Annotated in this window: 21 protein-coding genes; 16 read left to right on the top strand and 5 right to left on the bottom strand. The window is 62.0% G+C overall.

The genetic code is table 11. The features are described 5' to 3' along the window. Positions 1 to 493: 493 nt before the first annotated feature. The 5 genes from GOEFS_RS22620 to GOEFS_RS18150 all read left to right on the top strand — a co-directional run bounded on the left by GOEFS_RS22620 (position 494) and on the right by GOEFS_RS18150 (position 5,791). Complete coding sequence (locus tag GOEFS_RS22620) at positions 494 to 1,486, top strand: 3-oxoacyl-ACP synthase III family protein (protein ID WP_007319409.1); 993 nt, start codon at positions 494 to 496, stop codon at positions 1,484 to 1,486. Continuing rightward, positions 1,486 to 2,241, top strand: coding sequence for an SDR family NAD(P)-dependent oxidoreductase (locus GOEFS_RS18165; protein ID WP_007319408.1), 756 nt, complete (start codon positions 1,486 to 1,488; stop codon positions 2,239 to 2,241). The genes GOEFS_RS22620 and GOEFS_RS18165 overlap by 1 nt, the downstream gene beginning before the upstream one ends. Next, a complete protein-coding gene (locus GOEFS_RS18160; RefSeq protein ID WP_170323191.1) occupies positions 2,193 to 3,296 on the top strand; it encodes a phosphotransferase family protein in 1,104 nt (367 codons plus the stop codon). Before GOEFS_RS18165 ends, GOEFS_RS18160 begins: the two co-directional genes overlap by 49 nt. Continuing rightward, on the top strand, positions 3,293 to 4,444 hold the full coding sequence (locus GOEFS_RS18155) for a CaiB/BaiF CoA transferase family protein (RefSeq protein WP_007319406.1): 1,152 nt from the start codon (positions 3,293 to 3,295) through the stop codon (positions 4,442 to 4,444). The genes GOEFS_RS18160 and GOEFS_RS18155 overlap by 4 nt, the downstream gene beginning before the upstream one ends. Before the next feature lie 324 nt (positions 4,445 to 4,768). Then, entirely contained in the window at positions 4,769 to 5,791 is a 1,023-nt protein-coding gene (locus GOEFS_RS18150; protein ID WP_007319405.1) for an LLM class flavin-dependent oxidoreductase, read from the top strand. A 34-nt stretch (positions 5,792 to 5,825) separates the two neighbouring features. On the opposite strand, the gene GOEFS_RS18145 is transcribed toward GOEFS_RS18150, so the two are convergent. Further along, positions 5,826 to 6,848 (bottom strand): zinc-dependent alcohol dehydrogenase family protein, encoded by a 1,023-nt coding sequence (locus GOEFS_RS18145; protein WP_007319404.1) that lies wholly within the window; start codon positions 6,846 to 6,848, stop codon positions 5,826 to 5,828. Positions 6,849 to 7,027: 179 nt separating this feature from the next. Between GOEFS_RS18145 and GOEFS_RS18140 the strand changes: the two genes are divergently transcribed. Beyond that, entirely contained in the window at positions 7,028 to 7,615 is a 588-nt protein-coding gene (locus GOEFS_RS18140; RefSeq protein WP_007319403.1) for a hypothetical protein, read from the top strand. Here GOEFS_RS18140 and GOEFS_RS18135 read toward each other — a convergent pair. After that, positions 7,589 to 8,347 carry an IclR family transcriptional regulator gene (locus GOEFS_RS18135; RefSeq protein WP_007319402.1) on the bottom strand — a complete coding sequence of 253 codons (759 nt, stop codon included), beginning with the start codon at positions 8,345 to 8,347 and terminating at the stop codon, positions 7,589 to 7,591. The genes GOEFS_RS18140 and GOEFS_RS18135 overlap by 27 nt on opposite strands. A gap of 208 nt (positions 8,348 to 8,555) precedes the next feature. Here GOEFS_RS18135 and GOEFS_RS18130 point away from each other — a divergent pair, with 208 nt between their 5' ends. Together GOEFS_RS18130 and GOEFS_RS18125 are read left to right on the top strand one after the other, a co-directional pair. Continuing rightward, a complete protein-coding gene (locus tag GOEFS_RS18130) occupies positions 8,556 to 9,830 on the top strand; it encodes a DUF6986 family protein (RefSeq protein WP_007319401.1) in 1,275 nt (424 codons plus the stop codon). 28 nt (positions 9,831 to 9,858) lie between these two features. Beyond that, positions 9,859 to 10,695 (top strand): bifunctional allantoicase/(S)-ureidoglycine aminohydrolase, encoded by an 837-nt coding sequence (locus tag GOEFS_RS18125; RefSeq protein ID WP_007319400.1) that lies wholly within the window; start codon positions 9,859 to 9,861, stop codon positions 10,693 to 10,695. 97 nt (positions 10,696 to 10,792) lie between these two features. Here the strand turns inward: GOEFS_RS18125 and GOEFS_RS18120 are convergent, their stop codons facing one another. Beyond that, positions 10,793 to 11,512, bottom strand: a complete 720-nt coding sequence (locus GOEFS_RS18120) for an aspartate/glutamate racemase family protein (RefSeq protein ID WP_007319399.1) — start codon at positions 11,510 to 11,512, stop codon at positions 10,793 to 10,795. An 8-nt stretch (positions 11,513 to 11,520) separates the two neighbouring features. Then, positions 11,521 to 13,038, bottom strand: a complete 1,518-nt coding sequence (locus tag GOEFS_RS18115; protein ID WP_007319398.1) for an NCS1 family nucleobase:cation symporter-1 — start codon at positions 13,036 to 13,038, stop codon at positions 11,521 to 11,523. A gap of 246 nt (positions 13,039 to 13,284) precedes the next feature. On the opposite strand from GOEFS_RS18115, the gene allB reads away from it, so the two are divergent. From allB to GOEFS_RS18080, 7 genes are all read left to right on the top strand, one after another. Further along, positions 13,285 to 14,667 carry an allantoinase AllB gene (gene allB / locus GOEFS_RS18110; RefSeq protein ID WP_007319397.1) on the top strand — a complete coding sequence of 461 codons (1,383 nt, stop codon included), beginning with the start codon at positions 13,285 to 13,287 and terminating at the stop codon, positions 14,665 to 14,667. A 121-nt stretch (positions 14,668 to 14,788) separates the two neighbouring features. Then, positions 14,789 to 15,250, top strand: coding sequence for a M15 family metallopeptidase (locus tag GOEFS_RS18105; protein WP_007319396.1), 462 nt, complete (start codon positions 14,789 to 14,791; stop codon positions 15,248 to 15,250). Between the two features lie 55 nt (positions 15,251 to 15,305). After that, on the top strand, positions 15,306 to 15,803 hold the full coding sequence (locus tag GOEFS_RS18100; protein ID WP_007319395.1) for a hypothetical protein: 498 nt from the start codon (positions 15,306 to 15,308) through the stop codon (positions 15,801 to 15,803). Between the two features lie 10 nt (positions 15,804 to 15,813). Then, a complete protein-coding gene (locus GOEFS_RS18095) occupies positions 15,814 to 16,167 on the top strand; it encodes a VOC family protein (RefSeq protein WP_007319394.1) in 354 nt (117 codons plus the stop codon). 5 nt (positions 16,168 to 16,172) lie between these two features. Beyond that, on the top strand, positions 16,173 to 16,751 hold the full coding sequence (mug, locus tag GOEFS_RS18090; protein ID WP_007319393.1) for a G/U mismatch-specific DNA glycosylase: 579 nt from the start codon (positions 16,173 to 16,175) through the stop codon (positions 16,749 to 16,751). A gap of 34 nt (positions 16,752 to 16,785) precedes the next feature. Then, positions 16,786 to 17,601 carry a shikimate 5-dehydrogenase gene (locus tag GOEFS_RS18085; RefSeq protein ID WP_007319392.1) on the top strand — a complete coding sequence of 272 codons (816 nt, stop codon included), beginning with the start codon at positions 16,786 to 16,788 and terminating at the stop codon, positions 17,599 to 17,601. A gap of 143 nt (positions 17,602 to 17,744) precedes the next feature. Next, entirely contained in the window at positions 17,745 to 20,135 is a 2,391-nt protein-coding gene (locus GOEFS_RS18080; protein ID WP_007319391.1) for a Tex family protein, read from the top strand. A 23-nt stretch (positions 20,136 to 20,158) separates the two neighbouring features. On the opposite strand, the gene GOEFS_RS18075 is transcribed toward GOEFS_RS18080, so the two are convergent. Beyond that, the gene (locus GOEFS_RS18075; RefSeq protein WP_007319390.1) at positions 20,159 to 21,193 is read right to left on the bottom strand and encodes an NAD-dependent epimerase/dehydratase family protein; all 1,035 of its coding nucleotides are present in this window, start codon (positions 21,191 to 21,193) and stop codon (positions 20,159 to 20,161) included. 218 nt (positions 21,194 to 21,411) lie between these two features. Here GOEFS_RS18075 and GOEFS_RS18070 point away from each other — a divergent pair, with 218 nt between their 5' ends. After that, positions 21,412 to 22,023 (top strand): flavin reductase family protein, encoded by a 612-nt coding sequence (locus tag GOEFS_RS18070; protein WP_007319389.1) that lies wholly within the window; start codon positions 21,412 to 21,414, stop codon positions 22,021 to 22,023. Positions 22,024 to 22,026: the final 3 nt, after the last annotated feature.

The following is a 22,026-nucleotide window of genomic DNA, read 5'->3' as shown; positions in this document are numbered from 1 at the left end:
TCGCGTGAAGTTGCTTTGCAATAGCGGGGCAACATAGTGTGCTACTAAGCGTCGAGTTACGTGTTCGAGTAACAATCACGACGAAATTTAATATGTCGGTCACGCAAATGACTCGAGTCCCCACTTTGGCAACGCAGTGTTATTATCGCACGCTTCTATTCTCATTCGTGGGCGAGATGTATTCCATCCAAGGGTGGGCAATTCCCCTGCTCGCTGATGTAGCCCCATTGAATGAATAGTTCCGAATCTACGTGGGTGAGTAACGATAGGGCTCGCGTGAGGCGGTCCTGCTGACTCGACACAAAACCCGCTGCGACCTGCAATTACCTTGCCTAGGTCAACGTCATTTGACAGACCTACTCGCAACTCTCTGCTGCGCCAATCTCGATTCCTGGTTGTAACGATCTTCGTTCGCCGGTCGAAGTACCCCATACGAAATTAATCGCGCACACACCGGAAAATTAGTGCATTGACGAGGAGAGCGAGGCGACGCATGTTACATAGTGCAAATGTTGGTGAGGGTCCGGCGTACGGAATTATCGGTATGGGCATGCACCTGCCCGAAGGCGTGGTGAGTAACGATGTGGTCGCCGCTGCTGCCGGAGTCACGCCGGAATGGATAGTCGAGAAGACGGGTGTGGAAGAACGACGTCGCGCTGGTGAAAATGAGACCGCCGCTGGCATGGCGTCAGTCGCATTGCGCAAGGCCATCGACGATGCCAAGGCGCGTAACGGTGTCGACGCAGACCCGGCAATGCTGATTGCCGCCACGTCTACTCCTGACCGAGTGGTGCCGGCCCCCGCGTTCGACATTCACGGCCTGTCCGAGCTTCCCCAAATTCCGACGTTGAGCATAGATGGCGCATGCGCCGGCGTAGCGCAGGGAATGATTACCGCGCTGGGCTTCTATCGGGCAGGTATTGCCGACACCTCAATAGTGGTGGGCACCAACCGAAGCGAGGTCTACTTCGACCCCGCCGATCGGAAGACGGCAGCCCTATTTGGCGATGGCGCGGGCGCGTTCATGCTCGGCCCTGTGCCGGAGGGTTACGGAATTCTCGGGATGCGCATGCTGACCGATAGCGTGCACCGTGAGGCGGTTCACGTATCTGACGTCGTATCGCCTACCAACGGCCGGAAGTTCAACATGAACGGTCGGCAACTCGTTGAAATGTTTGTCAACGAACTCCCCAAGATGATCTATGAAGCACTTGGCGAGGCGGGGTTGACGCTTGCCGACGTCGATCGACTGATGATTCATCAAGGAAACGTCCGGATGGTGGAAGCATTCACCGCGTTGCTCGGACTCGATAGCTCGCAAGTACCGACTACGGGGAGAGTTGTGGCAAATACGGCGTGCGCGTCGCTACCGATCACTGCGGTTCTCAGTGACCGGGAGCGTCCACTCAAACGTGGCGACATCGTGGTCATGGCCACCGCCGGCGCAGGCGTCAACGGCGCCGTAATCGTCCTACGTTGGTACTGATGCCGACCATGGATAAGCAACGAGTGGCATTGGTGACCGGCGGGTCGGGCGGAATTGGCCGGCAGATCGTCAAACAGCTTGCTGGCGACGGGTTCCGAGTGGTGCTGACCTATAACCGAAGCGGTGGGGAAGCCGCTTCACAGGTCAAGGAATATACGAGCGCGGGACTCGCTGTCGAAGCAGCCCAGGTCGATCTAGCTGATTCCGATGAACTGAGTCGTTTTCTCGACGAATTCGTCGGGGACTACCAAAAGGTCGATGTTCTGGTACATGCTGCTGCGCACGGCGTGTTCACCTCTTTGCCGAAATTGGTTGATCGCAAATACGACGACTACTTGAAGACTTTCGCGGTGAACACCCATGCGCTGACACAACTAGTGGCGTGGTGCGGCAAATCGATGGCCGACAACGGGCGCGTAGTGAACGTGTCGTCAGTGAATTCCGCGGTGGGAATGTACGGCAGTGCGGCCTATTCGGGCAGTAAAGCTGCGGCGGAAGCGATCATTCGGGTCGCTGCGCGGGAGCTGGGGCCTCGTGGCATTACCTGCAACACTGTCCAGCTCGGGTTGGTTGAAACCGAGTCGATGCGCGCCGTGGTCAATCAGCAGGCAGTGGACTGGTACGCGCTGCAGGCTGCTCTCGGTCGGATCGGCACTCCCGAAGAAGCTGCCGGCCTAATAAGTCACCTGGTCTCCGAAGGGTCGTCGTGGACGACGGGGCAAACAATTCGTATGGACGGCGGGTATCACTTCTAATGCTCAAACGACAACGCTTCCTGGATGCCGATGGATGCGATGCGGTGGCGTCATGGTTGGCCGATCGGTTGCCCGGTGACGGCCCGGTCGCCATCGCCGAACTCGATCAATCCGCGGGCAATAGCCATCAAGTATTTCTGGTGAAGCGCGCAGCGAAACAGTGGGTAATGCGGGTCGCGCCAACTGGTCGTGAATTCACCGGCGACGGCAGATTCGACCTGCACCACGAATGGCGGATACTCAACGCGATCTCGGAAAGCGCGATACCGCATGCCAAGGCGGTGCTGGTCAGTGATTCGTCCTGCCCGGTCGGCAACGCGATCCTCGTCATCGAATACGTCGACGGACATGTATTGCATGGTCAGCTACCAGAGGAATACGCGACTCCCGAGTCTGCACGGCAGATCGTCGATTCCCTTGTCGACACGCTGGCGACGATTTCGCACTTCGATTGGGAGCGTGCCGACATCGCGCCTCCGGGCATTGATACCGACACCTACCTCGAACGGCAATGCACCAAGGGGCGTCGACTCATGGAGTCGGCGAGGACGCGCGAGGCGCCGCTCGTGGATAAGTTGTTCGACCACTTAGAACAGGCGATGCCGTCAAGCTCGACGTTAGGTCTTATCCACGGTGACTACAGTTCGATGAACGTCATGGTCCATCGAACTGGCGATCCATCGGTGGCGGCCGTAATCGATTGGGAGACAGGGACTGTCGGAGATTCGATGATCGATATTGGGTATCTCACGGCACGATGGGTTTCGCCCGAGGAGAATCCACTGCTCGCGAATTTCGCTCTGGGCGGCGGCAACGCGGAGCACCACCGAATACTGCCTGATCGGGCATACGTCGCCCGGCGATTTGCCGAGTCGGCCGGGAAGTCAGTCGACTTGTTGCCCTATTACCAAGGTTTCGCGATGGCTCGGTTGGCCGTTGCCATCGAACCCCGAGTGCAGCGGGCACGTCAGCGCGAGGATGAGCAGACGGCATCGATGTTCGCGGCGATGGTCGACACCTGTGCACAGCATGGGTTGACGCTGGCCGGCGCATGACGACCGCCGGACTTCTCGAGGGCGTGCGAGTGGTCGAATCCGCTTCGCTATTGACCGGCGCCGCAACCGGATTGCTGTTGGCCGACATGGGCGCCGACGTCGTCAAAGTGGAGTCGCCATCGGGCGATCTGATGCGATTCGCGCTTGGCCAGATCACCGCTGGAAACAGCCCGGCACATTTGCAGCTGAACCGAAACAAGCGCAGCGTGACTGCTGATTTGCGGAACCGGGACGACGTCGCGCGGTGGGAGAACTTGATCGCGGGCGCCGATATCCTCATCGACGGCAACGCGGTCGGTACGTTGGCGCGGTTCGGCTACGACGCCGTGCGCTTGGCGGCGTTGAATCCTCGACTGATTCGCTGCACCGTGACCGGGTTCGGGAGAACCGGGCCGTACTCGTCGATACCCGCGCACGGCCTGCTGATGGGGGCGGTCGCCGGTGCCTACCCGGGTGACGGGGCGGCTGAGGGAGCGGCCGTCGATGGCCGCGGCGGGGGACCGGCGTTGTCGGCGGCGACGGCGGCGGCGACCGCGATCTGCGCGGCGCTGTATCGACGGGAGCGCAGCGGGGAAGGCATCGACATCGATATCTCGGCCGCGGATGCGCTCCTGGTGGGGTCGATGCTCCCAATCACGTACGCCGCCAACAAGTCTCGTATGAGCGATACCAGTACGCTGCCGATACTCGCCGATGGCGTCAGCGGACCTCGTTACCGGATGTACCAAACGGCTGAGGGTAGAACGGTTGCGTTCGCCGCACTCGAGCCCTCGATGTGGTTGCGTTTCTGCAAGGCGGTCGATCGCGCGGATTTGGTTGACGCCGGCTACGAAAGTGACTGGCTGAGTAGTCAACTGGCGGAACTGATTGGTGATCGCACATTGGCCGAATGGCTCAGTTTCGCTGCGACACACAGAGTCTCAGTCGGGCCAGCTAATCAGACGGTAGAGCATCTGCTGATCGACGAACAACTGACGAGTCGCAACGTCTTTTGTGAGACCGAACATCCGACGGCCGGGGCGTTCACCGCGGTTGGTTTGCCGGCGGTGATCGATGGGAATGAGTTCGTGATCCGCAGGCATGCACCTGATCTCGGTGAGCACAATGACGAGTTGGCAGACGGCTGGGGTTGCGCGGGCGGCGGCTAGTAGCTGCGAGACGACTCGGATATCGCTGGGATCGTCGGGAGTCGAACTAGCGGCGATGTTTTGCTGGCGGCAACGTCGTAGGTCGTTGTGACAGTGTGGGTTTCGACGGCGGGTTGCGGGGTCTCGATACACCGACGAACTCGCAGGCTCGCTCGTCGGCACTCGACCATCGAGGGGGGCTGTCTCGCTCGTCGGCACTCGACCATCGAGGGAGGGGGCTGTCTCGCCTTTCGGTACTCGACCATCGAGCGTGATGGCTGTCCGACGGCACTCGCCCGGTCCACCTAAGCTGGATCTTCGATACGAGTCGGAACGGGAGAGCGCATGCCACGCGAGGGTGAACCACTAGACAAACTCGGCTTTCTGACGATCGGCCGGTTCAACGAGGACGATCCGCGAGCCGGACATCTTGAGACCTTGGGCATCATCGAACGTGCCGAACAACTTGGCTACGACAGTGTCTGGCTGCGTGATCGGCATCTTCAATTCGGCATCTCGTCGCCGGTCGCGATGCTCGCCGCGGCGGCGGTACGCACCAGCCGGATCGAGTTGGGTACGGCGGTAATTCCGCTTGGGCTGGAGAATCCGCTGCGCCTCGCCGAGGACCTGGCCACGGTCGACCTGCTCAGTGGCGGGCGACTCAATCCTGGTGTCTCAGTTGGGACTCCGATGCGGTACGACGACTACAAGACCGCGTTGTATCCGGACTCTCACGATGTCGAAGACTTCTCCAAGCGACGCGTGACTCGATTGCTGGAATGTTTGAGAGGCGAGCCGGTCAGCGAATTCGAGGGCACGGTTGGAATCGAAGTGTTTTCGCGTCGGGTGCAACCACATTCGCCGGGTCTGGCGGGCCGGGTGTGGTACGGCGGCGGTCGGGAGTCGGCGATCTGGGCCGCTCAGAATGGGCTGAACTATCTGACGTCGTCGGTGGTGACCATCGAAGACACCGACTCGCGCGATTTCGCGACAATTCAGGCGGAGCATATCGATGCCTATCTGAAGCACGTTGCGGATCCGACGTCGGCGCGAGTATCCCAAGGGTTGGTCGTGATTCCGACAGATTCGGCGACACCGGATCAAGTGCGCCGGTACACGGAGTACGCGCAGTCCCGATTTGAACGCACCCAGCAACCGCAGGGGCCGCGCGGCATGATGTTCGCGCCCGATCTGGTGGGGCGTTCGGATGAACTCGCCGAGCGGCTGTACGCGCATGCGGGATTCCAGCGAGCCAATGAGGTCGCGTTCGCGCTGCCGTTCAGTTTCGAGCCAGCCGATTATGAACAGATCATCGAGGACCTGGCTGGCAACCTGGGTCCCGCGTTGGGATGGACGCCGAAGGTATAGACGAATCACCAAGGGCCACACGATCTAGTCAAAATCAAACGGTCAGCAGCACTTTCGTCGCGCGACGTTGATCCATCGCGGCATATGCCTCGGCGGCTTGCTCAAGTGGCAACGTCAGATCGAACACCGGTCCCGGATCGATGGCGCCGGACATGATCAGATCGATCAGTTCGGGGAGATATTGCCGTACCGGCGCGGGCCCGCCGTGCAGGTGAACCGTCGCCGCGAATAGGCCGCGACCATCGATCTCGACGCCGTGGTTGACTCCGACGAACCCGATATGGCCGCCGGGACGCGTTGCGCCGATTGCCTGCTTCATCGATTCGTCGGTGCCGACGGCCTCGATAACCGATTGTGCGCCAAGGCCATCCGTCAATTCTTTGATTCGTGTGATCCCGGCGTCGCCGCGTTCTTCGACTATGTCGGTCGCACCGAATCGTCGGGCGAGTTCCTGGCGGTCGGCGTGGCGACTCATCGCGATGATCCGCTCGGCACCAAGGTGGCGGGCGGCGAGAATCCCGAGCAGCCCGACCGCACCGTCGCCCACCACGGCGACCGTCTTACCCGGACCAGCTTGAGCGGCGATCGCGGCGAACCAGCCGGTGCCTAGGACGTCGGATGCGGCGAGCAATGCGGGAATCTGTGCCTCGGTCGGCTGCGACGGGGTGGCGACCAGTGTGCCATCGGCCAGCGGTATGCGCGCAAAGGTCGCTTGCGTACCGATCGCGCCCATCGGATGCACATTGACGCACCGACTTTGATAGCCGGACCGGCAGATCTCGCAGGTGTTATCCGACGCCATGAACGATCCGACAACGAAATCGCCGACGCTGAGCGTGGATACCTCGGAACCGAGTTCGGTGACTACACCGACGTACTCGTGGCCCATCGGCGCATCGGCAGGGAATTTCTGAATTCCACGGTAGGGCCACAGATCCGAACCACAGACACAGGTCGCAGCCACTCGGATGATCACGTCCGTTGGCTCAATGATCACCGGATCATCGCGATCTTCGACGGTGATATTTCCTGGGCCGTGCAATATGACTCCACGCACTGTGCGGCACTCCTTCGATGGCTGGTTGTGGCGTAACCAAATATCAATGACCCGGGAACATTTCCTCGGTCATTGAACTCGAACACAAGTAAGACTACGCAGACGTCACACGTAACTTCCGGCTGTGGCGAGTGGACAGATGGGGCGAAGATCGACAAATATTTGACCAAGGGGGAGCGATGGACGTCGACTTCAATCTTTTCGAAGCGCTTATATTTTGGTTCGCGATAGGAGCCATAAGCACCGCGTGGATCTGGCTGCCACTGGGAACCATCGTTCTGGTGTGGGTGTCGCGGAGGCGATTTCGCACGCGCAGGGCGTTGTTCGACCAAGGCGTGGAGCCTCGGTTCGCGTGCATGGCCGCGAGTAAGTCACTGTGGTGCTGGATCATCGTCGTAGTGGCGACGTCGCTGTTCGGAGCAGGACTGTTCGGCGGACGCGTCTGGATTGCCTTCGCCGTCTTGGCGACCGTCTCGCTGGTTGTTGGCGCATTGTTACTGGTGTCGGGCTGGTCGACACGCTCGGTTGGGACCGTAGTCATCGTTTTGGGTCTGGTTCAGGCGACGCAGACCTATTTGTATGGTTCCGCGCCATCGCTTGGGACCGACGCACCGTCGATTCCAGTCGACAACTACGTGGTCGCGCTACTGTGCACGACCGCCGCGATACTGCTGGCTACCGAACCACCCTGGCCGGCAACCGATGGAATCCGCCGCAAGCGGACGGGCGTCGCCGGCGCCTCAAACGGCCCCGGTCAGGGCCTGTGAAATCGTGGCGGTTGCCCGACGCAGTGCCGGGATAGCTCGGTGTTCGAAATCGGCATCGACGCGGGGGACCGGGCCGGACACTCCGATCGCCATCGGCGTCGGAGCACCGGGAACTGACATGGCATAGCAGCGAACGCCGAGTTCTTGTTCTTGATCGTCGAGTGCGTAGCCCTGGTTGCGGATGCGTTCGACTTCGGCGAAGACCGTCGACAGACTGGTCAGCGAATTTGGCGTGGTGGCCGGTAGGCCCGCTTGGGTTAGCAATCGCGCGATACGCGGGTCATCGAGTGCGGCGAGTACCGCTTTGCCGACGCCGCTGTTGTGTAGATTCACGCGCCGCCCAACTTCGGTGTTGGTACGCATCGTGTGCGGCGACGGTACCTGACCGGTGTAGATGACCATGTCGCCGTCGAGAACCGCGAGGCTGGCCGATTCTGATAGCTCCTCGACGAGCGAATGCAACACCGGCGCGGCGAGCGCTCCCAATTGTCGATTGGCGACTTCCCCGAGTCGGATCAGGCGGGGGCCTAGGGAATAGCGGCGATTGGGCAACTGACGCACATAGCCGATACCGACGAGGGTGCGCAGCAGGCGATGGATGGTGGGCACTGGCACGGGTGAGTGTTCGGAGATTTCACTGAGCGAGCATTCGCCGCCGGCCCGTCCGATAATTTCGAGGATCTCGAAGGCGCGCTCGACGGATTGGACGCCGGGACTCGATTGCGCGGGCATGGACTTCTCCTCATCGTTGGAGCGGCGGTGGCGGCCCGCCGAATATGTTGTGAGCGTAACGCCTCTGGAAGACTCTACTTCCGCATCGTGGAATACCGAGGATATTCGGCACGTCGGCGTTCTTGCGTCTGTCGAACTCGAAACACTAGACTCCACTATATGGAAAAATGTTTCCATAACGATCTTTCGCCCTACCGGAGGTTCACTGTTGTCGATACCAGCACGCGTCACCCTGGGTGTCGCCGAGTACGAGGCAGTCGACACCGCATTGGCCGCATGGGATACGACTCTGGCGAGTAACTACCCCGGTGATGATGGGCGACGCCAACCGGTCCAGACGGCCTATGTGTCGGCGGAACGCTTCACTCCGGGATTGGGCGCCGAGTGGGGCGGTTTGGCCAAGTCGGCCGCCGATTCGGTCGGTGGGCTTGCGGCGGTCGCTCGCCTGGTAGGGCTGGGCGATGCGTCCGACGTCGAGCTACTGGCCGAACTCGTGGCTCGCAAACTGGACACCGAGCCGATCGAAGATCTTCGCCTCGACTTCGAAGACGGTTATGGCGACCGTGGCGACGAGGCAGAGGACGCGGATGTGTCACGCGCGGTCGAGCGGGTCGCCGAAGCCCTGGCCGCCGGAACCGCACCGCCGTTCATCGGCATTCGATTCAAATGCCTTGAGTCGTCGACTCGGTCGCGCGGTCTGCGGACGCTCGATCTTTTCGTGAGCGGCCTGCTCGCGGCGGGGGAACTTCCCGCCGGGCTGGTATTGACATTGCCGAAGGTCACGTCGGTCGCGCAGGTCGAAGCGATGACGGACGTAGTCGGAAAACTTGAGTCCGCGCATGGCCTGTCATCGGGCCGGTTGCGGTTCGAAGTGCAGGTGGAAACCCCGCAACTGATCCTCGGGCCCGACGGCTCGGCGCCGGTCGCCAAACTGTTGCATGCGGCGCCGGGCCGAGTGTCGTCGCTGCATTACGGCACCTATGACTATTCGGCGTCGATGGGGATCGCCGCGGCGTACCAGTCGATGGATCATCCGGTCGCCGACCATGCGAAGAACGTCATGCAACTCGCCGTCGCGGGCACCGGAGTGCACCTGTCCGACGGCTCGACCAATATCTTGCCGATCGGTGACGCCGACCATGTCGCGTCCGCGTGGCAATTGCATGCCCGTCTCGTCCGGCGGCACCTGGAGCGGGGGATCTACCAGGGGTGGGATCTGCATCCGGCGCAACTGGTGACTCGCTACCTCGCGACCTATGCGTTCTATCGCGATGGGTTCGACTCTGCCGCAACACGATTGAGAAACTTCGTGCACCGCTTCGAGTCGGCGATCCTCGATGAACCCGCGACCGCGAGGGCGTTGGCGTCGTTCCTTCACCGTGGCGTCGAATGCGGTGCGATTACCGCCGACGAGGTGCGGGTCGCCGCCGACATCGACGTGCCGACGTTGCGCGACATCGCGCTCAGTCGACCAACTTCCTGACCGTCAGCCCAGCTCGAGAGGAACCCTGATGACCCGAACCGGACTGCCGGCAACCGTCGCTCCCTACTACGCGCCGCATGGCGGCTTGCCCCCGCAGACAGATTTGCTCACCGACCGCGCAATCGTCACCGAGGCGTATACGGTGATTCCGCGCGGCGTGCTCAGCGACATCGTCACCTCCGTTTTCCCCGGTTGGACCGGGACACGTGCCTGGATACTCAATCGCCCGGTGGCCGGGGGAGCAACGACATTCGCGCAGTCGATCGTCGAGGTGGAACCGGGTGGAGGGTCGTCGGATCCCGAGCCGCAACCCGAGGTCGAAGGGTTCGTATTCGTGCTCGACGGCGAGCTGACGGTGACTCTCGACGGGCAGGCGCACACGCTGACTCCCGGCGGATTCGCGTTCGCGCCAGCGGGGGTCGAGTGGAGTGTCGCCAACGAGGGTGCGGCCCCGGCGAGGTTCCAGTGGATCCGAAAGCGGTATGAGCAATTGGCGGGATTCACACCGCGGGTCGTCGTCGGCAATGAGCGGGATATCGAGCCCACCGCTATGCCCGGTACCGACGGAAAATGGCGTACCACCCGCATGCTGGACCCGCAGGACCTCGCCTATGACATGCACGTCAACATCGTCACCTTTGAGCCCGGCGCGGTAATCCCGTTCGCTGAGACCCATGTGATGGAACACGGTCTTTATATGCTCGAAGGCAAAGCCGTGTACCGCCTCAACGATGATTGGGTTGAGGTCGAAGCGGGGGACTATCTGTCGCTACGCGCCTTCTGCCCGCAGGCGTGCTACGCGGGCGGTCCGTCGAATTTTCGGTACCTGCTCTACAAAGATGTGAATCGTCAGATCTTGTTGTAGATAGGGCTCACGCTACCCAGATTCGAATTATCCCCTGTCGCGTTGGCAGCTCTTACGAGTTTGCGGGGATTCTGGCCTCTGAGCGCCGTCGGAGTTCCTATGCGAACGGCCAGCCGGTGATCTTCTTCGGACGCGGGGCGGCATAGGTTCGCACCTTCGACGTCGACAGCCCCATTCGTACCAGTCCTTCGGCGATGGTTACCGCGGCTCGCACGCCATCGACGATCGGCACGCCGGTCGCCGCTGCCACCGACTCCTCCAATTCGGCCATACCGCCACAACCGAGGCAGATGACCTCCGCGTGATCATTCTCGACGGCCTCGCGCGACTGGGCGACGATCGCCGCCACCGCGCGCCGCGGATCGGATTCCAATTCGAGGACACCTAACCCGGACGCTCGCACAGAGGCACAGCGAGCGTCGAGGCCAGCGAGTTTCAGTCGGTCCTCAATCAATGGCACGGTTCGATCGAGGGTGGTCACCACCGAGTATTTGTGACCGAGGTACATCGCGGTCGATGCCGCCGCCTCGGTGATGTCGACGACCGGGACGTCGAGTAACTCCTGGAGCCCCTCGCGGCCGTGTTCGCCGTAGCCCGCCTGGATCACGGCGTCGAACGGCTCGGGGTATGAGGTGATTGCGTCCATCACCGCGAGGGCGGCGAGATACGATTCGAAGTTGCCTTCGCACGAGTCAGCGCCGAATCGTGGTGTGACGCCGACGATCTCGGTGCCAGCGGAGGCCACCGACCGTGCCGACTCGGCGATGGCCGCGGTCATCGACTCGGTGGTGTTGACGTTGGCGACCAGGATGCGCATCGGTTCTCCTAATGTTTGCTCGGCACGGCGATCGACTCGCCGGAAACGTCGACAAAGGTGCGATGGCGATCGGCCACCGCGAGGTAGATGATCGCGCCGAGTCCGGCTCCGATGAACCAGGAGAACGACGACGTCGACTCGAAGGCCGGGACAAACGCGAGTAGCAATGCGACAGTCGCAGTTGGGATCAGCGCGATGATCGCTCTGGGGTTTACACCCGAGCGGTAGTGATAGTCCGAGTCCGGTGCCGCGCGGTACAGGTCGGGCACGTTGATACGCGCACGTCGAATCAGCCAGTAGTCGGCCATGATGATGCCGAACAGTGGTCCGAGGACGGCACCGAGTCCGCCTAGGAAATAGGTGATGACCGCAGGGGAGTTGTAGAGATTCCAGGGCAGGATAACCAGCCCGATCACCCCCGACACGACACCGGCGCGGCGGAAGTTCAATTTGGTGGGGAACAGGTTGGTCAGCGCGTAAATGGGTGCGACGAAATTCGCCATGAGGTTGACGGCAATCGTCAAGATAAGCAGCGCCAAGCAGCACAGGACAAGGAGCAGCGTGTTAGGGACGGTCTGCACGATATCTGCGGGGGACTCGATGATCTTGCCGTCGATCTTGAACTGCGCACCGGCGAGCACCACGACGATGGCGCCGAAGACGAGCATGTTGATCGGGATGCCGAAGAAGTTGCCGCGGACGATTGCCCGGCGTGAGGTGGCGCTGCGGGTGAAGTCGCAGAAGTTGAGTACGAAGGTGCCGTAGATGGCGACCCACAGTCCTGCGTCCCCAATGATCTTGAGCCACATATCAATTCCGGTTTTGGAATCCGGTGTCGACCAGGCGATCGATCCCCCGGCTCGGATGAACATCCAGATGGCCAAGCTCGCCATCGTGACGAGAATGATCGGCCCCGCGAAGGCTTCGTATTTTCGGATGGTCTCCATGCCGTAACTCACGATGACCATCTGCACCACCCAGAGGATGAGAAACGCGATCCAGCCGAGGGTGGACAGTCCGAGGACGCGGTTGTCATCGAGTGAGCTCGCGCTGGGCGCTACTGCCACGATCATCACGCGGAAGACCACCGACGCCAGATAGGTCTGAATGCCGAACCAGGCGACCGCGACCGCGCCGCGGATCAGTGCCGGGATCTGCGCCCCGCGTGTGCCGAAGGAGATGCGGCTCATGACCGGGAATGGCACGCCGGTCTTCTCGCCCATGAATCCGGAGAGATTGAGCAGTAGAAACAGGAACAGCCCGCCCAGCCCAAGTGCGACCAAGATTTGCCACCCGCCCAGCCCGAGTGCGAACAAGCCGATGGCGAATGCGTAGTTGCCAAGACTGTGCACATCGTTGGCCCACAGCGTGAAGATGTTGTACGACCGCCAGGTGCGCCCGGCGCGCAATGTGGGGGCCAAGTCCTCGTTGTAGAGATGCGGCGACAAGCCGGACGGGGTGGCGTGCGAAGAATCGGTGTGCGGTGTCGGGGCGGTGGCCACCGTGGCATTCTCGGAGGTGCTCATGGGCCGTCTTTCGTTGATCGGCCCGCGGGCCTCGGTTATTCCATATAGTGGAATATTCATTCCGATGTTCTGGTTCCAAGTAACCACTATTACCCGACCAACTGTCAAGTGTTCTCGTATTATGGAAATTTGAGACCATAAAGTGGAAGTCGTTGCGTTGACAGCGATCCGGAGCTATCCATACTCTTCTCGCATCGGGGAACTACGCTTCCGCATTATGGGAGCCGACGAAGGAGCAGTGAGCCGATGAGTGACACCCGAGACCAGCTAGGCGACGCTGCTGCCGCCGGCTCCGCCAACTACGACCTGGTTGTTCGTGGCAGCCGCATCTTGACGACGGCCGGCATCGTCGCGCGGGAGATCGGAATCCGTGCCGGACGAGTCGTCGCCATCGAGCCCCTCGGAAACAATCTGTCTGCCGATGATGTCATCGAACTCGACGATTCCCAGGTAATGATTCCCGGTCTGGTGGACACGCATGTCCACGTCAACGAACCTGGGCGTACCGAATGGGAGGGTTTCGACTCCGCGACCCGGGCAGCCGCGGCAGGTGGGGTCACCACGTTGATCGACATGCCGCTCAACTCGATTCCACCGACTGTCAATGCCGAGGCGCTGGCGCTCAAACGTGCGGCGGCACAGACGAAGTCCCATATCGACGTCGGCTTTTGGGGTGGGGCCATTCCGGGGAACAAAGGCGACCTGCGGCAGTTGCACGACGATGGCGTCTTCGGATTCAAATGTTTCCTGCTGCACTCGGGGGTCGACGAATTTCCGCATCTCACCGCCGATGAGATGGAGGAGGACATGGCCGAGTTGGCGTCGTTCGATTCGCTGATGATCGTGCACGCCGAGGATTCACGCGCGATCGACCGTGCGCCGCATGCCGAGGGCGATCAATACGCCCGTTTTCTGGCATCGCGCCCGCGAGGTGCGGAGAACGTGGCCATCGCCGAGGTCATCGAACGTGCCCGCTGGACCGGCGTCCGCGCACACATTCTTCATCTATCGTCATCGGACGCGTTGCCGATGATCGCATCGGCCAGGCGCGACGGAGTCAAGCTGACGGTCGAGACCTGCCCGCATTATCTGACCCTTCTCGCCGAGGAGATCCCCAATGGCGCAACGGCTTTCAAATGTTGTCCGCCGATTCGTGAAGCGTCCAACCGAGAATTGCTGTGGAAGGGCCTACTCGATGGGACCATCGACTGCATCGTCTCCGACCACTCACCGTCAACGATCGATCTTAAAGATGTGGAAAACGGAGACTTCGGTGTGGCCTGGGGTGGCGTGGCATCACTGCAACTCGGTCTGTCGCTGATTTGGACCGAGGCCCGTAAGCGTGGCATCTCGTTGGAACAGGTAGTGGAGTGGATGGCGGTGAAGCCGGCGCAGCTCGCCGGTATGACACGTAAAGGCCGCATCGCTCTCGGCTGCGATGCCGATTTCGCCATCTTCGCGCCGGACGAGGGGCAGATCGTCGACGTCCGCGAACTTCATCACCGCAACCAGATTTCACCGTATGACGGCCGGGCCCTGGCCGGCGTGGTCTCGGGCACCTGGGTGCGCGGGCGCAAGGTCGATTTTGCGACACCGCACGGCCGATTGATACGCCGGGGAGAGGCGTAGCTATCGGTCCGATTCACCTGGACCTCGACGTCGGCACGTGTTGTACCGGCATACTCGACGGGTGAGTACGCATCGAGTTCGGCGCCGCGCGATCGGCCTCGGGATAGTCCTCTTGTCGGCGATGGGAGTTGTCGTCGGATCGCCTTCGGCGCTTGCCGAACCGTCAGCCACGCGCTTACAACAGGTCGACACCAGGCTCGCGCCGGGGACTGCTGGCCTCACCCCGACGCTGGCTCGTGCCTATACGCGGGCACATAACGAAGCTCGACGACAAGGCGTGACGATGTGGATCACGTCGGGCAAGCGTTCGGTGAGTGAACAACGCGCGTTGTGGCGAGATGGCATCGCGAGATACGGAAGTCCAGGGGCGGCCCGGCGCTGGGTGCTGCCGCCCAATGAATCGACCCATGTCACCGGAGACGCCATCGACGTCGGCCCGCACGCCGGTGCGGCCTGGCTTCAGGTCAACGGTCGACGGTGGGGGTTGTGTCGCACCTTCGACAACGAATGGTGGCATTTTGAGCGTGCGACGCTCCCGGGGCTGCCGTGCCCGCGGCGGATACCCGACGCGAGTTCACGCTGATCGACGAACATAAAACTCGGTTGACGACGCGGGTGACATTCGAGAACCTCGATCAATGGACGTGACTTTCACCAAGTTGGATCGACGCTACGAGGTGACTATCGAACGGTCGGTGTCGCCGGCTCTCGCGCCGCGTGTTGGTCCGGGTTTTCACAAGTGCGTACCCCATGACGCCGCGCACCTGTTCGTCGAACTGGAAGCCGGACTGCGCGGCGCTGTATTCGGAAGGCTCGCAACGGGATCCGATGACGGGCTGTTCTGGCCGAGGGAGACACGCGACCGCAAGAGGCCGCGTCGTCAAGCGGTCACCGCGCAAGACCGAGCCGATATGGCACTTTCGGAGAAACTCGCGGGCGTGACCGTTCCGCTGTGGGAGGTCGAGCGAGGCCTTGCTGAGAAAGATCCGACGTGGCCGGGTACAGCTCGCGACAACGACATCGACCCGCGGCTGCTGACTTCCATTTACGCGCGGTATGACGAATTTTCCCGACGCTGGCATGAGGCACGAATCGGGGAGTCGGTAACGGTCGTGTGGCCCTCACCCCGCCGATAGTGTTGGACCCATGACTCTTTCGGTAGCCATGATCACCGTCGACACCACCGATCCGCTGCCGCTGGCACGATGGTGGGCCGAGCAGACCGGTGGAACGATCCTCGCGGAGAACGACGGATGGTTCGTCACCGTCAAAGTGGCGGGCGAAGGACCGCTACTCGCGTTCCAAAAGACTCCTGACCCGACACCGGGAAAGAACCGCATCCACCTCGACTTCGTCGCACCGAATCGCACCGCGACAGTTGAGCAGTTGCTGACGGCGGGCGCGACTCGTGTCGCCGATCATGAGATGTCCGGGTTCGGTTGGACGATTCTTGCCGATCCCGACGGCAATCAGTTCTGCGTGGCGCAGCACGACAACTGATAGCGATGGGGTTCACACGCGACGAGCTCGCGTCATTCGCCGGCCGCAGCGTCGATGACTTGATCGGTCCGGCGTGCAAACTGCTTTTCGTAGGCATCAATCCGGGGCTGTGGACCGCCGCGACCGGCGCACACTTCGCCCGACCGGGTAATCGCTTCTATCCCGCATTGTTTCGCGCCGGGATCACCCGGACTCTGATCGACGCGTCAGAGGGGATGAGCGCCGCCGACCGGGATCACCTGCTGGAGCGCGGCATCGGTATCACGAATGTCGTCGAACGGGCATCAGCAAAGGCGTCTGACTTGAGCGCCGACGAGCTTCGCGAAGGTGGACGTCGACTCGTCCGTACCGTCGAGCGAGTCTGCCCGAATGTCGTTGCGATAGCAGGGATTACCGCCTATCGGACCGCGTTCGGTCAGCGTGCCGCACAAGCCGGGCGGCAAGAGTCGCGATTGGGTGACGCGGCGAACACACAGGTATGGGTCGTGCCCAACCCCAGCGGACTGAATGCGCATGAGACGGTTGATTCGCTGGCGGCCGCCTACAGCGCCGCGGCGCGAGCGGCGGGCATATCGCTGTTCTGACTCACCGCGCTGACGAGGCCCTAGCATTACGACCATGCCCATACTGAACAAAGACATGTTGCTCTGTATCTCGCTGTCCGGGCGGCCGTCGAATATCGGAACCCGTTTTCACAACTATCTGTACGACGAGCTCGGCGTGAACATGATCTACAAGGCATTCAGCACCGCCGATATCGCCGCCGCGATCAGCGGCGTGCGGGCGTTGGGTATCCGGGGTTGTTCGGTCTCGATGCCATTCAAGGAAGCGGTCATACCGCTGGTCGATGAGATCGAAGAATCCGCAGCGGCAATCGAATCGGTGAATACGATCGTCAACGAAGACGGGCGGCTGGTGGCATCGAATACCGACTACGAGGCGATCGCGGCGTTGATCGCCGCGCATCAGCTCGATCCGGCCCTACCGGTTTTCGTACGCGGTTCGGGTGGGATGGCCAAGGCAGTCGTCGCGGCGTTCCGGGGCGCTGGCTTCGACGATGTGACGGTGATCGCGCGCAATGTCGAAGCCGGAGGCGCTCTGGCCGCCAAATACGGCTATCGACATGTCGTCGCCGAACCCGCGCCCGGTCCGGCCATCCTGGTCAACGTCACACCACTGGGAATGGCCGGGGCTGATGAGAACGCATTGGCATTCTCCGCCGAGCAGGTGGCTGCGTCGACGGTCGCCTTCGACGTCGTCGCGTTCCCGGCCGACACGCCGTTCATCCAGGCTGCCCGCGCCGCGGGCAAACCGACAATCACCGGGGCCGAAGTGGTCGCATTACAGGCGGCCCGACAATTCGAGCGATACACCGGAGTTGCCCTCAGCGCCGACCAGATACGGCGAGCGTCTGAGTTCTCGCGCTCGGTTTAGGCTTCCGTCAGCGTCGAATTCGGCTCTGGCGCACCGTGACCGGCCACCGCCGGGCGCTCAGAGCAGGTGGCGCTCACCGCGGCTCGACACTCGCCGGCGACCGGTTGGTGGACGAAACGGTGGTGTTCGGTAGGGTCGTCCGGGTGAATTCGAGCGCTCCCGCGAAGTCTGTTGTTGCCCGTCTTGCCGACGAACTATCGGTTGCCGAGCGTCAGGTGGCCGCGGCCGTGCAACTTCTCGACGACGGCTCCACGGTGCCGTTCGTCGCACGGTATCGCAAAGAGGCCACCGGCGGCCTCGACGACGCACAGTTGCGCACCCTCGAAGAACGACTACGGTACCTGCGGGAACTCGACGAGCGACGGGACGCAGTCATCGCCTCGATCGAGGAACAGGGCAAGCTCACTGATCAGTTGCGATCGGATCTTCTTGCGGCTGAGACGAAGTCGCGTGTCGAGGATATCTACCTGCCGTATAAGCCGAAGCGTCGGACCAAAGCGCAAATCGCTCGCGAGGCGGGTCTCGAACCGCTCGCGGATCGGCTATTGGGCGACCCGTCCCTTGACCCGACGGCCAGCGCACAGGAGTTCGTCGCCAACGGTGTGGTCGACAGCGCAGCCGCTCTGGACGGCGCGCGACAGATCCTGATCGAGCGCGCCGCGGAGGATGCCGAGTTGGTCGGCGCGATCCGCGAGAAGTTCTGGAACGAGGCTTTGCTGCGCACGGCCGCGCGATCCGAACAGGTCGCGAATACGGCTGCCGCACAGAAGTTCCGCGACTACTTCGACTACTCGGAGTCGCTTGAGACGATGCCATCGCACCGAGTGTTGGCGGTGCTGCGCGGCGAGAAAGAGGAAGCGCTGTCCGTCAGCTTCGACGGCGGCGAAGACGAGGCATACCAGGCCCGGGTCTGCGCCACCCTGGGGATCGACGCGTCGCGTGAGGGACCGGCGACGAAGTGGCTGACCGATACCGCACGGTGGGCGTGGCGGACCAAGCTGATGATCATGGCCACCGTCGATGCCCGGATGAAACTACGCCAGCGCGCGGAAGAGGAAGCCGCGGCGGTATTCGCGACTAATCTCAAGGATTTGTTACTCGCCGCACCGGCTGGAACCCGCACCACCCTGGGGCTGGATCCGGGATTTCGGACCGGAGTCAAGGTCGCGGTCGTTGATGACACCGGCAAGGTTCTCGACACCGCCGTGATCTATCCGCACCAGCCGCAGAATCAGTGGGCCAAGTCGAAAGCGGCGCTCGCCCAACTGGTTTCCCGGCATAAGGTGCAGCTCGTCGCGATCGGAAACGGGACGGCTTCGCGGGAAACAGATGCTCTGGCAACAGAACTCATCGCTGAGTTGGCAAAGGCGGGTGCCGGTGCACCGGCGAAAGCCGTGGTAAGTGAAGCCGGCGCCTCGGTCTATTCGGCGTCCGAATACGCCTCTCAGGAGCTGCCGGACATGGATGTCTCGTTACGCGGCGCGGTCTCGATCGCACGTCGTCTGCAAGATCCGCTCGCCGAACTCGTCAAGATCGATCCCAAGTCAATCGGGGTGGGGCAGTATCAACACGACATCACTCCGGGAACTCTCGCTCGTAGTCTCGACGCCGTCGTCGAGGATGCGGTGAACTCGGTCGGTGTCGACTTGAATACCGCGTCAATCCCATTGCTGGCGAGGGTATCTGGGGTAACCTCCACCCTTGCCTCAGCCATTGTCACCTACCGGGACAGCGTGGGTGCTTTCCGGAGTCGCCAAGACCTCCTCAACGTTCCGCGCCTCGGCCCCAAGGCTTTCGAACAATGCGCCGGCTTCTTGCGGATTCGTGATGGCGACGATCCGCTGGACTCCTCCGGCGTGCATCCGGAGGCGTATCCGGTGGTCCGACGTATCCTCGATCATTCCGGATCGACACTCACCGGACTCATCGGCGACTCTCGGACGCTGAAATCGTTGCGGCCCAGCGACTTCGCCGATGATCGTTTCGGCATCCCGACGATCACCGACATCTTGGCCGAACTAGAGAAACCCGGCCGCGACCCGCGTCCGGCATTCGCGACCGCGACCTTCGCTGCCGGGGTTGAGAAAGTGTCGGATCTGAAACCCGGAATGGTCCTCGAGGGTGTCGTCACCAATGTCGCCGCGTTTGGCGCGTTCGTCGATGTCGGGGTGCACCAGGACGGACTCGTCCACGTGTCGGCGATGGCTGATCGGTTCATCTCCGATCCACACGCGGTGGTGCGGTCGGGGCAAGTCGTTCGGGTAAAGGTGATCCAGGTCGATGTCGATCGTCAACGCATCGGACTTTCCTTGCGCCTGAACGACGAAGTGGGCGGAGATAGCCGACGGCAGTCTCGCAGCGGCGATCGTGCGGAATCGAAAGATCAACGCCGTGGCAACGCTAACGGTCGTGGCGACAGCGGCCGGGGCCGAAATCCCCGGGGAAACAACCAGTCTCGCGGTGACCGCGGCGGCGTCCGTCCGCCGTCGGGATCGATGGCGCAGGCGTTGCGCGAGGCCGGATTCGGTAAGTAGCGAGCTTTATCCGAGGGCCGAATTCAGGCCTTCGCCGACGTCGGTGCGACGGGGACATAGGACTGCGCGGACTTTGGCTTGGCGGATCCGATCTGACCCGAATCGGCCAGGAAGGCAACCAGATCGGCGAGGGTCTGCTCGGAGGAGCGTGGCTGGTATCCGAGTTCGGCGGTCGCTTTGGAAATGTCCACCACCGGATGTGCCTCCAGCGCGCTGATCGACGCCTTGGACACCAAGTCCGATCCGAATAGCTGACTGATCGGCTCGATCAACGGGACCACCATCTTCAGCACGCTCAGCGGGATGGCGAAGAGGGGCCGAGGGCGCCCGCAAAGTTCTGCCACCCGTCGCATCGCGTCGAATAATCGGACGGGTGCGCCGCCGAGGAGGTAGTTCTCGCCGGTCACTCCGCGCTCGCCCGCGGCGATCAACCCCAGAACCACGTCACGGACGTCGACGAGGTCAAATGTGCCGTCAACGAACAGTGGCACGCGCCCGCGTGCGGCATCACTCAACATTCCGTTGATTCTGGACAAGCCGTGATCGACGGGTCCGTAGACGCCAGTCGGATTACAGATGACGGCGTCGAGCCCGTCGGCGACGACTGCTCGTAATTCCTGCTCGCCGGCCCACTTAGACCGGTCGTATACCGGTAGCGCCGGGTCTGCCGATCGGGCAGATGTCTCGTCGACCGTGCCGCTGTCGGTGTACTGGTCAAACGAATGGATCGAACTGCAGTGCACAAAACGTCGTACCCCGGCGGCCAGTGCCGCCCGTGCCACCGAGGCCACCCCTTCGGTGTTCACCCGCCACGCCAACTCGTCCCGCTGTTTGAGGGTGATCATGGCGACCAGGTGATACACGGTGTCTACGCCGTCGAAGGCCGTGGTCATCGCGTCGGTATCGAAGATATCTGTCAGTATCCACGTCGCCGACGTCGCTGAATCAGGTTCGGGCGCAACACGATCGATGGCTACTACGGTGTGTCCGTCGGTGAGCAACTGGTTGACCAGGTTTGTCCCGACGAAACCGGCCGCACCGGTGACAGCGACTCTCATCTATTTTCTTACCTCCGCCGAGCAAACGTGAGAATTAGAACACGTTCTAGTAACGCCCACGGTAGCACGAGGTAGTCGAAGTACGCGTCCGGGGAAGGACGAGGCCAGGAGTCTTCGGCAACTCAGCACGCCCGCCGGTCCACTCCGGCTCCGCCGTCGCGGCCGGATAGACTCTGGACCGCGAAAGCGCTTTTCGTATGTGGCGAAGGAGAACACTGGTGCGCAACTACGACCCGGCCGATCCCGCGGTTCACATGCATTCGCTGCTTAACGCGGTGGTACTGCCCCGGCCGATCGCCTGGGTAGGTTCGCGTAGCGCCGACGGCATCGACAACCTCGCGCCGCACTCGTATTTCACGATCTCCTCGCTCAACCCACCGGTCATTCAGTTCACATCGATCGGTACCAAGGACACGCTCCGCAATGTACGACAAACGCGCGAGTTCACCGTCAGCCTCGCCAACCGCGAATTGATGGCGCAGATCAATACCTCCTCGGCGCCCGTCGCCCCGACGGTGAGTGAATTCGATATCACCGGCCTCACCAAGCGTTCGAGTGTGAAGATCGACGCGCCGTCAGTCGCGGAGTCGCCGGTGTCGATCGAGTGTCAGCTCTTCGACACGATGGAGTTCGCCGGGGGAGACGTGGTGGTGTTCGGGGAAGTGGTCTGGGTGCGCGTCGATGAAGACTGTCTCACCGATGGCTACCCCGACGTTGAACTTCTGGCACCACTATCTCGATTGGGTGGTCCGTTCTGGGGTGACATCGGCACAGTTTCGGCCTTGAACCGGCCATCGGCTGATGAAGCTCTGCATGACAGCGACAATTGACCG

The organism is Gordonia effusa NBRC 100432 (genome assembly GCF_000241305.1).
Taxonomy (GTDB): domain Bacteria; phylum Actinomycetota; class Actinomycetes; order Mycobacteriales; family Mycobacteriaceae; genus Gordonia; species Gordonia effusa.
The sequence above is the reverse complement of the archived record's forward strand: the minus strand, read 5'-3'. Positions and strand labels throughout refer to the sequence as shown.